This window comes from Neobacillus sp. MER 74 (genome assembly GCF_023714155.1).
This window is the reverse complement of record NZ_JAMAUV010000003.1, coordinates 313,769-325,519: the sequence shown is the minus strand read 5'-3', so window position 1 is coordinate 325,519 and position 11,751 is coordinate 313,769. Positions and strand designations below refer to the sequence as shown.

Sequence of the window (11,751 nt, the reverse complement as noted above, 5' to 3'; positions counted from 1 at the left end):
TGCCGTGCAGCAGCATTCGTCATAATCAGGTAAACATGAATTTACCTGTACATAGAGAGGTAGGAGGAGAAATCGGAAATGAAAAAATCAGTAATCACCATCACCGCTGCACTAGCGGTCGGACTAGGAACAATATTTGGCGGAGTTTCTGTTAAAACAGAAGCTGCATCAATCTCTAGTCTAAAAGGTGAACAAAATAAAATACACGAGAAACGTTCTAATTTACAATCAGGTATCAATCAAGCGAATGATAAGATCAACACCTTAAAAGATCAGCAGGCTGACGTAAAGAGTGAAATGAAACGCCTTGACTTTGCGATTGAAGAAACAACCACTAAAATCGCCGATAAATCCAAAAAGATAACAGATACAAAAGCGGAGGTTTCGAAACTTCAAGCGGAAACAAAGGTGATTAAAGAGCGAATTAATAAGCGAAATGTCCTTTTGAAGGACAGGGCCCGCAGTTATCAGGAAAATGGCGGGATGGTCAATTATTTAGATGTGTTAATGGGATCCAACAGCTTTAGCGATTTCATTGACAGGGCCAATGCAGTTGCCACGATCGTGCAGGCTGACCAAGAAATTATTAAGCAGCATGTGGCCGATAAACAGGAACTCGCACAGAAACAGGCGAAAGTAGAAAAAGATCTAGCTAGCCTCGAGCAGATGTTAGCAGAATTAAAAACTATGAATCAGCAATTAAATGTACAAAAGAAAGAAAAAGATAAAATGTTAGCAAGCCTTAAAGACCAGGAAGAAGAAGTCCATGAAGGCATGATGGAATTGAAAGAAGAGGAGCAACTTCTTGCTGCTCAAGAGGCCGCGATTCAAAAGGCCATTCAAATGGAAAAAGAAGCTCAAGCTAGAGCAGCAGAAGAAGCGAAAAGAAGCAGAACGACAAACTCAAACAGTGGAAATGATAGTGGTCCTAAATCTGACAGCACACCTAATGTTACGAGCGGAGTTTGGACCCAGCCCGCTTCTGGATATCGTAGTTCTGGTTTTGGCGGCCGTGGGGATGGGAATCACTATGGTGTCGATATTGCCAATGGAACGAAGGTGCCAATCGTTGCAGCGGCCAATGGCGTGGTGATTAGATCCTATTATTCTAGCACGTATGGAAATTGTATTTTTGTTTCACACTCGATTAATGGACAAGTGTATACAACTGTTTATGCTCATATGACCCAGCGTTATGTTGGCAGCGGGGCAAGTGTGAAAAAGGGCCAAAAGATTGGTCTGATGGGGAATACTGGTGCCTCAAGAGGGCAGCATTTGCATTTTGAACTTCATAAAGGACCATGGACACAGGATAAACGTTATGCCATCAATCCTGTCGGCATTGTTCCATTACCATAATAATTGGAGAAGCCTCGGGCTTCTTCTTTTTTTTATACCTTTCAATCATCATATCTCGTCCACTCTTTACATATATGTAAATAATCGGGCAGGAATTTGGTGCCTTTTTAGAAAAATAGATAGGACAGGCATTTTTAACTTGAGGAGGACCTGAAATGAATCGTAGATGGATTGCCTTATTGATGACGGGTTCGCTCCTGACAGGGGCGGGGGGCACATACGCAGGCATGCAGTTATTAAATCATAAAGATGGCAGTAATCAACTCGACCTAGTGAAAACCCCGAATGATAATGGGGTTAGTTCGGCGGAAAAGGTTGGAGACCTAGAAAAAGTGGAGAATGCCTATGATCTTATTTCAAGCAGGTATGTTGAAAAAGTAGATCAGGAAAAGTTGGTAGAAGGTGCGATTCAAGGGATGTTATCTGTCCTTAAAGATCCGTACTCTGTCTATATGGACAAGGAGACTGCCCAACAATTCACTCAAACGTTGGAATCCTCATTCGAAGGAATCGGGGCTGAAGTCGGCATGGTCGATGGGAAAATTGTGATCGTCTCTCCGTTCAAAGGTTCTCCTGCTGAAAAAGCAGGCATTAAGCCAAATGATCAAATTTTAAAGGTCGATGGAAAAAGTGTGGAAGGGCTGGACTTGAATAAGGCAACCCTCAAGATTCGCGGGAAAAAAGGGACGAAGGTTCAATTATTAATTGCGAGAAAAGGGTTGAAAGATCCATTGTCCATTGATGTTACACGTGATGAAATTCCTCTTGAAACGGTCCATGCATCTATTAAGGAACATGATGGCCAAAAAATTGGCTATATCGAACTAACTTCTTTTTCAGAGGATACAGCTGCTGATTTTGAAAAGGAATTAACCGCCTTAGAAAACGATCATATTAAAGGCTTGGTTATTGATGTACGAGGAAACCCCGGCGGCCTCCTTGATAGTGTTGGCGAGATATTAAAGGAATTTGTCCCGGAGAATAAGCCATATGTCCAAATTGAGCAGCGAAATGGCGATAAAAAACGATACTTCTCCAATCTTACGGAGAAGAAGAAGTATCCCGTGGTTGTCCTTGTTAACAAAGGCAGTGCCTCCGCATCCGAAATTCTTGCCGGTTCCCTACAAGAAGCGGTTGGTTACCAACTTGTTGGAGAAACTACCTTCGGAAAAGGCACCGTTCAGCAGGCTGTGCCGATGGGGGATGGAAGTAACATCAAGCTGACGTTATTTAAATGGCTGACTCCAGATGGAAACTGGATTCATAAGAAAGGGATCGAACCGGATGTAGCTATTAAACAACCTGCGATTTTCTCCACCCATCCGATTCAAGTGGAAGAGACATTGGAAGAGGATATGAACAATGAGCAAGTGAAGAATGCCCAAGAAGTGTTAGCAGGCTTAGGATTCGCCCCAGGCCGGACGGATGGTTATTTTAGTAAAGAAACGACGATGGCCGTTAAAGGATTCCAGCTCCAAGCAAACCTGGAGCCAACTGGAAAAATTGGTCCAGAGACCGCATCCAAACTTGAAGAAGCAGCCATTGCGGAAATGAAAAAAGAGAAAAACGATCTGCAGTTACAAACCGCATTGCGATTAATAACGAAAGAGTAAAGCAGGGGCTAAGGCCTCTGTTTTTCTTTTATATCAAATTATATAATTAATTGTGATAAATGGAATTAGTTCTCTGAATCCAGCTTCAGCGCTTTTTTCTTGATACAATATTATTACCATTTTCTAAAAACTAGCAATATGTTTTATGGCGTTAATTTGGTAAAATACTCTTTAGGAGACTTTTCCATAATAGATTACTAGAAATTTTTAATAGAGGCAGGTGACAGGAATTGGTGCAAATATGGCTTGTAGAACTTCTGAAAGGGACAGGCAAGTTATTTCTTCATCCTGTTTTATACTATCTCGTTTTCCTTGCAGCGATTTTAGGCGTAAGGAGGGTGAAACGTGAGCGGAAAAATTTCCATATTCGGGCACATGATGCCTATTTCGAACTTCGACAGTTATTTCCGCCAGGCATTTTAATAGGTCTTGTGATTTCAGTAATTGTTATTGCGGCAGGAATCACGGTTCCATTCGCAACGATTCTGCTAATTGCTGGATTTACATTTTTGTGGTCACTCACAACAAATGTCCGCTGGGTTTCGCCTGCCTACACGATGGGGGCAGCCTTTTTCTCCATCATATTGATCGCGGAAAATCATTGGTCGATCCCGCTTTTCTCGAAGTCGTTTGCGGCATTAAGTGACAAGATCTATCCTTCTATTGTTGTTTTGCTTGGGTTGATGCTAATCGCAGAAGGGATGCTCATCCTTAAAAATGGAAGTTTTGGGACATCCCCTAAACTTGCTAAAAGCAAACGCGGTCAAAATGTAGGTTTACATGAAGGAAAGCGTCTCTGGATGCTGCCAATCTTCTTACTTATTCCAGGTAATGCGCTGCAGCTTCCCTTTGACTGGTGGCCCGTTTTCCATTTGGGTGCCAAAGAGTACTCGCTGATTTTTGTTCCATTTGCGATTGGGTTTCATCAACAGGTCAAAGGAATGCTTCCTAAGATTGCGATTGAGCTTCATGGCCGCCGGGTAATTCTCCTTGGAGTGTTTGTGACAATTCTTTCTGTTCTAGGCTATTGGTTCCCGCTCAGTTCGATTGTAACCGCTGCTCTGGCTGTTCTCGGCCGTGAGTTTATTATTTTACTCGCTGGCATGAAGGATGATAATCTCCCGTTTTATTTCTCCAAAAAGAATCAGGGCCTGATGATTATCGGGGTTATTCCCGAGTCACCCGCAAGTAAAATGGATTTACAGGTGGGTGAAGTGGTTACGAAAGCCAATGGCGTCTTGGTACGTGATGAAAAGGTGTTTTACGAAGCACTGCAAAAAAACCGAGCCCATTGTAAACTAGAGGTCCTCGACACAAACGGAGAAATCCGTTTCGTCCAACGCGCCCTATACGAAGGCGACCACCACGAACTAGGCATCCTCTTTGTACAGGACGATCGTAAATATGATGTTGGTGCCTGACACCAAAAACCACTTAGCCATCTGTGCTAAGTGGTTTTTTTATGAGTTTTAGAATTATCTTTGTAAAATCTAAAGTTAATTCGATTGACAAGAAACCATAAATATTATATTATTACTTTGAATTAAAGATATATTAATTAATAATACTTGGTTTACTAATACTTTAATTAATAATATCTTGGTAAGGATGTTTGTGGGAAAAATCCTATAAACAAGCGTTTTGTTTATTCCAGAACACTACGTATTTTTCATATAAAAAATTTTTTATAGGTGGTGTTGAAGATGGGTTTTTTAGGTAGACTATTTGGTGATTCAACAAAGGAGGAAAAAACAATGACAAAATTAAACATTGGGATTATTTTAGGAAGCACACGTCAAGGACGGGTCAGCCCGCAAGTTGGGGAATGGGTGAAAGGAATTGCTGACAAACGCGGCGATGCAAACTATGAAATCGTGGATATCGCAGACTTTAATTTACCATTCTTAGGTACAACAGACGGTTCAGAACCAGGAATCGCACAATGGAATACAAAACTTGCGGAATTAGATGGCTTCGTATTCATTGTTCAAGAATACAATCACAGTATTACAGGTGCATTAAAGAACGCCATCGACTTTGCACGTGAGGCTTGGTATAACAAGGCAGCAGGTATTGTTAGCTATGGTTCAACCGGTGGAGCACGTGCTGCTGAACATTTACGTGGCATTCTTGCAGAACAAAAAGTAGCGGATGTTCGTACACATCCAACCTTGTCATTATTCACAGACTTTGAAAACGGCAGTGTTTTCAAACCAGCTGAATTACACCTTACAAATGTAAATGCTATGCTTGATGAAGTTAACCAATGGAGCGGCGCATTAAAAACAATCCGCTAAAAATGAACAGGGGAGAGATGATTACTGAACATCTCTCCCCTTATTTTTATTATAGTTTTCTGTATTTTTTCAATGAGAAGATATTCAACACAATGAATATTGCTGCGAAGATGAGTAACGCCAAGAGGTCACCACTTATCTCACTAAAACCTAACCCTTTATACATCACACCTTTTAGGGCGTCCCCTGCATAGTACATCGGCATAACCTTCGCAACTGCCTGTAACCAATCGGCCATCCCTTCCAGCGGAAAGATTCCTGCGAAAAATATTTGTGGAATCACGGCGATTGGGATAAATTGAATCATCTGAAACTCAGAAGCAGCAAAGGTTGATAAAAGGATTCCAAGGGAGAGAGCGACCAATGCGAGAATTAAATTGATGAGAAGCACATTCCCAATCGACCCGACCAGAACGATATCTAATACATTAATAGAATAGAATACCACAATCATGGTTTGGATGACTGCAAAAATACCGTAGCCTACCAAGTACGCGGTAACGATTTCCCATCTCCGTATCGGCGTGGACATCAACCTTTCCAAGGTCCCCGTTGTCCGCTCACGCAATAAACCAATACCAGAAATAATAAAGACAAAAAAGAAAACAAAGAAGCCAACTAATATCGGACTTAATACATCAAAAAAGACGGTGTCAGCATCTCCATATACATAATCAATATCGACGCTTGGCTGGGCCAAACCTGCCGCTGCCGGATTTTGCTGAATTAACTTAGCTTGACTTTGGGCCGCGACCGCTTGGCTGACTTTCATCTGCAAGCCTTTCGCTTTTGATGGGTCGTTATTTTGCAAGGTTAATTTCAAATGTCCATTCTCTTGTTCTAATAATCCATCAAGGTCGTCATTTACCACCGTTTGAGAATTGACTTTCTCATACTGTTTCACTTGAATGTCTGCCTTTTTCAATGCGCTGACAAGATTATCTTCCACACCCGTGACACCTAATTTAGGATCGACGGTGTTGCCGTTAAATAAAAAGTACATCAAGGTCAGAATGAGCAGTGGTGCCACAAACAACAATGCTAAGGTGCGTTTATCCCGAAACATCTGCCGGAAGATTCGTTTAATTAACGCGAACACTCTCATGATTGTTTCACCCCAGCCTTCAGGAATACCTCATCGAAATCATCGGTATCGTATAACGCTTTTAATTCATTAGGTGTACCGCTTGTTAAAATCCGTCCATCGCGAACCATGGCGACATAATCGCATTTCACTGCTTCATCCATAACATGGGTAGTGACGATGATTGTTTTTTGCTCATCATTTTTCAAGCGCAGGAATTCTTTCCAAATCGACAATTTCAATTCGGGGTCAATGCCGACAGTCGGCTCATCTAGGATTAAGATTTTTGGGTCTTGAATTAGTGCGATTGCCAAAGATAAACGACGTTTCATCCCTCCAGAATAAGCTGCTACCCTTTTGTTTAAGTCATTGGTGAGGTTAACTAAATTGGCGACATACTGTAGCCGTTTTTTCTGCGCTTCTTTATTCAACCCAAATAGGGAAGCGAAAAACTTTAGATTCTCCTCTCCCGTTAATTCACCATACAAGGCATCTGCTTGGGCCATATAGCCAATGTCTTGGAGTAAGGAAAGGTTCGGCATTTTTTTATTTAGCACATGAATGGAACCTTTATCCGCCTTTTCCATGCCAACAATCATTTTGACAAGGGTGGTCTTTCCGGCACCAGAAGGTCCAATCAAACCGAATAACTGCCCTTTTTCGATCGTTAAGTTGACCTCATTTAAGACGGTCTTTTTTCCAAAACTTTTACTGACGCTTTCTACATTAATGGTTGAATTCATCAATCATGCCTCCTAGGATGGCTATTATGATTTCATTTTACAACGCATGTGGATATAAGCAATAAACAAAAAACAACAATGTGTTGATTATCAGTCACAGGGCAACAAAGTGTATATTTATTTTCGAAAAAAGATTGCACGTTAATCATCAGTCAAATTTGGTTTAAGACCAAGAGCGTTCCTCGGTCCTAAAAATGTGATACGCGATAGGATCATCGCTATTTCTCGTGGAGATTTTTTCATCCCGCTTTCTAACCAATGCTGAATCACACCGAGGTGGGCGGAACTGACATAAGCGAAAAGATAATCCACCGGTACAAGCAAATGATCGGTATTTATTTTTGACATGATATTTTGATAAAAGGTTTGTTTAATGAAATCTTTTAATTTTCCTTGAAATGATGCATCTCCATTAGGGCCTAATATTACTTTCATGAACCTTGAATTCTCTTGGAAAAGTTCAAAAAGGGTAATAATGAAAGGAAAAGGCTCGTCTGCCCGATTAAAGTTCATGAAATCGAGGGGATTTATTTTTTGCGCGATTTTTTGAATTTCGGTTAAGATCTCCGCTTCGCTTTGCTCCAATAAATCATATTTATCATGGTAATGTAGATAAAATGTTCCACGATTAATCTCTGCTTTTTGTGTTAAATCTCGGACGGTAATCCCTTCAAATCCTTTTTCTTCCATTAACTCTGTAAGAGCATCACGAATCAATCGCTTTGTACGTACAATTCGTTTATCCGTTGGTTTTTCCAACATTCCTATTCCTCCAAAAATTTTTTTTAGAAAAAATAAACGTTTTATTCGTTTGTGTTAAGTAATAGACAGATAGCTTTTTATTGTTGATTGCCTTTCTTAATAAACGAATTATAATATACACAATGAACATTAATCAACATTGTGTTTAATTTTATGTAATGCGTATTTTCCCAAGTTTGAAAAGCACAAAATAGGGATTTTTTAGTATATTTGGAAGCATGGCTGTTAAACCTAAAGTGGGAAATTCTTATCCATGAAAGGTGGTTCAGCCATGATTATTAACTTGCTGAATGGAATTGAGTTTCAAAATCCTACTCTTTTTAATCTAGATGAAGCAGCCGCGCTTATTTTTTATTTCACCGTTTATTCGTTTTTAGGCTGGCTCCTTGAAAACAGCTATAACTTTATAACGAAACGGGAATTTTTTAAGCCGAATTTTCTCTTTGGACCATTTAAACCGATGTACGGCATTACCCCTGTGCTCTTGGTCTATTTAATTTCACCAGAAACAAGTGGGGGAGTAGTCCTATTTCTTTGTTTCTTCATCCCAACTTTGGTGGAATATTTAACAGGAGCGCTTCTGCAAAAGCTTTTTAACCGGAAATGGTGGGATTACACCGACACCCCCCTGCAGCTTCATGGTCATATTTGCGTCCCCTTTTCAATAGCCTGGATGCTGCTGTCGCTGCTATGTATTAAATGGATCCATCCGGTAATTGTCTCAACATACGGGGCTGTGGAGCCATATTGGGCATGGGTCTGGTCAGCAATAGGATTGTATTTCCTAGCCGATCTAGTCTTAGCGATTCGCAAACATTCGCTGCAAGAACTATTGACAGAAAAAGCAAATAATCAAATTTAATAGGTGCCTGACACCAAAATCTTTTAAAACTCCTTCCATCAAAAATGAAGGAGTTTTTGACGTTAACTAGGAATCTTTCATGAACCTAGAAATTGACGAAAGATTAAAATTCAATGAAAACAAGAAAACTAAGCAAAAAAAGTGCTAAATTGAATGAGTTGGATCTTAGAAAGAGATAGTTCGTTATACAAATATGTAAATTTTCGGCCAAGGCTAATGAATGAAAAAGGAGGGATGACAATGAAACAGCGGATTTTAATTGTAGAGGATGAAAAACAGATCGCCAAGATATTAAGGATTGAACTCGACTATGAGGGATATGAAGTAATGGTGGCGTATGACGGGAAATCAGGTTTGCAGGCAGCCTTGAACGAAAAATTTGATTTAATTTTATTAGATGTTATGCTGCCTGAGATGAATGGCATTGAGCTGTTAAGAAAACTAAGAAAAGAGAATAACCTAATCCCAGTAATTTTATTAACAGCACGTAATACGACATTGGATAAAGTTACCGGACTCGATCAAGGGGCCAACGATTATATTACAAAGCCATTTGAAATTGAGGAATTATTAGCAAGAATTCGCTCATGTCTTCGTCAAAATTCCATTGCTGTCAAGGCCGCACAAGCGGATGACTCCTTATTAGCGGTAGGAGATTTAACCGTTAATCTTGATACACGAGAGGTGATAAGAGGGGAGACTTCGATCACGTTAACTCCCAAGGAATTCGATCTACTCGTGTATTTACTATCCAATAAAAATAAAATTGTCACACGGGAAAGCATCCTTCTTGATGTTTGGGGATATGAATATGAAGGGGAAACAAATGTTATTGATGTATTTATCAGACATTTACGCAAGAAGATTGAAGAGGGTTTTTCAGACCCGACGATTATTCAAACGGTAAGGGGAATCGGTTATACCGTAAGGGAGAATTAAAGAAATGAAGATTACCACAAAAATTAATCTAATTACCACAGCTTGGATTATCTGTGTGTTACTTGCTGTGAATGCGGTGGTCTTTTTTTCATTTATGAAGATTACTGTCAATATGGAAGATGGTGAACTGTTTCAAAAGGCTGATTACTTGATAAATGAAATAAACAAGGAAGATTCCCAGTCTGTTATTAAGGAAAAATTAACCCCTTATCTAACGAATCAATCGTTTATAAGGATTGTTCAGCCGGATGCGAAAATAATGAATCAAGTAACAAACGATCCGCAATTGGCTGCGATAATAAAACCGAAATTCACTAGCGAAAAGGGTACTCAAAGGCGGACCATTCGACTTAATCATCAAGAAGAACAATTTGCGATTGTCAGGGTGCCGATTCAATCACATGGACAAGTTGTAGGAACACTGGAGTTTGGAGAGAAACTAGCCGGATTAGAAACGGGAAAAGATTTATTACTTTCCATTCTTGCGTTTTGTACGATTTTAGGAGCGGTATTATCACTGCTCGGGGGCAGATGGCTGTCAAATCTAATTATGAGGCCGATTTCTAATATGATTAATACCATGGAGGATATTGAAAAAAGTGGGATTCCGAAGAAAATCATCATCCAACATGAGACAAAGGATGAATTGCAAAAATTGGCGGTAACGTTTAATCGGATGATTGGCCGATTAGAGGCGAATCTCGAAAAACAGAGGCAATTTATCTCTGACGCCTCCCATGAATTAAAAACCCCGCTCACGGTAATCAAAAGCTATGCTGACCTCCTTCTTAGACGTGGATTACAAAATGAAGAGGTTGCCCATGATGCGATTGAATCGATTCATTTGGAAGCTACAAGAATTCAAAAGATGACCGAGCGGTTTTTGGATTTAGCTGATACAGAATCAGGAAATCATTTAGAAGCAAAATCAATTAACGTAGTAGCCTTGTGTGAGCTTATTTTTAAGCAGCTTAAAAGCGCCTATAAAAGAGAAATCATCCTCCATCATCAAGAACCTGACATCTCAGTTGTAGCCGATGAAGTCAAATTAAAACAAGCAATTATTATCTTAATCGATAATGCTATCAAATATAGTAAAGATAGAATCGATGTGTATTTAAAGGAAAAGGAACAATGGACAATCATTACGGTTAAAGATTACGGAATTGGCATCCCTGAGTGTGAAATAGAAAATGTCTTTGAACGTTTTTACCGGGTGGACAAGGCCCGAAGCCGGGAGACAGGCGGGACAGGTCTAGGGTTGTCGATTGCAAAAAATATCATGAAGCAGCACCAAGGCGAAATTATCGTAAAAAGTACGGAGGGAGTGGGGACAGAAGTGGAGTTGTTCCTGCCTAAGGAAAGATGGAAAGGAAATGTTTTTGAGTGATAAAAATATTAATTATGAGTTTTATGCTTTTATTCATTTTGTTCCTTATCTATGCAATAGTACCAACCATCTTCATTCGAATGAGCGGACGGAGAATCGTTAAAAGGGTACATGCCCCGGCAATCGCCATAACGTTTGATGATGGTCCCAATCCTGAATATACACCACAATTGCTTGATTTATTGAAAAAGTATGGGGTAAAGGCCTCCTTTTTTGTGGTGGGCAGCAAAGTGAAAGCCTACCCTGACATAATCAAGCGGATGTGTCAGGAGGGGCATACGATTGGCATTCATCATTATAACCATATTTCTAGCTGGATTCTCACGCCCTTTCATTTCAAGAGGCAATTACAAATGACAGAACAGGCCATCTATCGATTCACCAATAAAAAAGTAATCTTCTATCGGCCACCGTGGGGAAGCTTTAATCTTTTTAGCTTATTTTTGAGTAAGCGATTTAAAGTGATTATGTGGTCGCATATCTTTGGTGATTGGAAGGCAGCGAAAGGCAAAAACGGTCTGCTTAATCAACTGCTCCAAGCGACGGAAGCAGGTTCCGTGTTGCTGCTTCATGATTGTGGGGAAACATGGGGGGCAGATAAGCTAGCGCCCTATTATATGCTAAAGTGTTTGGAAATTTACTTACAGGAAAATGTTAAAAAGGGAACAAAATTTATTGCATTAGAAGAAGTTTCCTTTTAGA

The 11,751-nt window shown here is 40.0% G+C and carries 11 protein-coding genes; 8 read left to right on the top strand and 3 right to left on the bottom strand.

Annotated elements, in window-relative coordinates:
- The first annotated feature begins 78 nt into the window (after positions 1-78).
- The 4 genes from M3610_RS08320 to M3610_RS08305 all read left to right on the top strand — a co-directional run bounded on the left by M3610_RS08320 (position 79) and on the right by M3610_RS08305 (position 5,269).
- The gene (locus M3610_RS08320; protein WP_251458203.1) at positions 79-1,359 is read left to right on the top strand and encodes a murein hydrolase activator EnvC family protein; all 1,281 of its coding nucleotides are present in this window, start codon (positions 79-81) and stop codon (positions 1,357-1,359) included.
- Between the two features lie 155 nt (positions 1,360-1,514).
- Positions 1,515-2,972: a S41 family peptidase gene (locus tag M3610_RS08315; protein ID WP_251458167.1), complete on the top strand. Its 1,458-nt coding sequence runs from the start codon at positions 1,515-1,517 to the stop codon at positions 2,970-2,972.
- A 230-nt stretch (positions 2,973-3,202) separates the two neighbouring features.
- Positions 3,203-4,393 carry a PDZ domain-containing protein gene (locus tag M3610_RS08310; RefSeq protein ID WP_098572282.1) on the top strand — a complete coding sequence of 397 codons (1,191 nt, stop codon included), beginning with the start codon at positions 3,203-3,205 and terminating at the stop codon, positions 4,391-4,393.
- A gap of 282 nt (positions 4,394-4,675) precedes the next feature.
- Positions 4,676-5,269 (top strand): NADPH-dependent FMN reductase, encoded by a 594-nt coding sequence (locus M3610_RS08305; protein ID WP_098572283.1) that lies wholly within the window; start codon positions 4,676-4,678, stop codon positions 5,267-5,269.
- 49 nt (positions 5,270-5,318) lie between these two features.
- Here M3610_RS08305 and M3610_RS08300 read toward each other — a convergent pair whose 3' ends face one another.
- The 3 genes from M3610_RS08300 to M3610_RS08290 all read right to left on the bottom strand — a co-directional run bounded on the left by M3610_RS08300 (position 5,319) and on the right by M3610_RS08290 (position 7,858).
- Positions 5,319-6,374, bottom strand: a complete 1,056-nt coding sequence (locus M3610_RS08300; protein ID WP_251458164.1) for an ABC transporter permease — start codon at positions 6,372-6,374, stop codon at positions 5,319-5,321.
- Positions 6,371-7,096: an ABC transporter ATP-binding protein gene (locus M3610_RS08295; RefSeq protein WP_098572285.1), complete on the bottom strand. Its 726-nt coding sequence runs from the start codon at positions 7,094-7,096 to the stop codon at positions 6,371-6,373. Before M3610_RS08295 ends, M3610_RS08300 begins: the two co-directional genes overlap by 4 nt.
- A gap of 141 nt (positions 7,097-7,237) precedes the next feature.
- Complete coding sequence (locus tag M3610_RS08290) at positions 7,238-7,858, bottom strand: TetR/AcrR family transcriptional regulator (protein ID WP_251458161.1); 621 nt, start codon at positions 7,856-7,858, stop codon at positions 7,238-7,240.
- 271 nt (positions 7,859-8,129) lie between these two features.
- On the opposite strand from M3610_RS08290, the gene M3610_RS08285 reads away from it, so the two are divergent.
- From M3610_RS08285 to M3610_RS08270, 4 genes are all read left to right on the top strand, one after another.
- A complete protein-coding gene (locus M3610_RS08285) occupies positions 8,130-8,720 on the top strand; it encodes a putative ABC transporter permease (RefSeq protein WP_251458158.1) in 591 nt (196 codons plus the stop codon).
- A gap of 240 nt (positions 8,721-8,960) precedes the next feature.
- Positions 8,961-9,659 carry a response regulator transcription factor gene (locus tag M3610_RS08280; protein WP_251458155.1) on the top strand — a complete coding sequence of 233 codons (699 nt, stop codon included), beginning with the start codon at positions 8,961-8,963 and terminating at the stop codon, positions 9,657-9,659.
- A gap of 4 nt (positions 9,660-9,663) precedes the next feature.
- Positions 9,664-11,049 carry a sensor histidine kinase gene (locus M3610_RS08275; RefSeq protein WP_098572289.1) on the top strand — a complete coding sequence of 462 codons (1,386 nt, stop codon included), beginning with the start codon at positions 9,664-9,666 and terminating at the stop codon, positions 11,047-11,049.
- Positions 11,046-11,750, top strand: coding sequence for a polysaccharide deacetylase family protein (locus M3610_RS08270; protein WP_251458152.1), 705 nt, complete (start codon positions 11,046-11,048; stop codon positions 11,748-11,750). Before M3610_RS08275 ends, M3610_RS08270 begins: the two co-directional genes overlap by 4 nt.
- The last annotated feature ends 1 nt before the right edge of the window (position 11,751 follow it).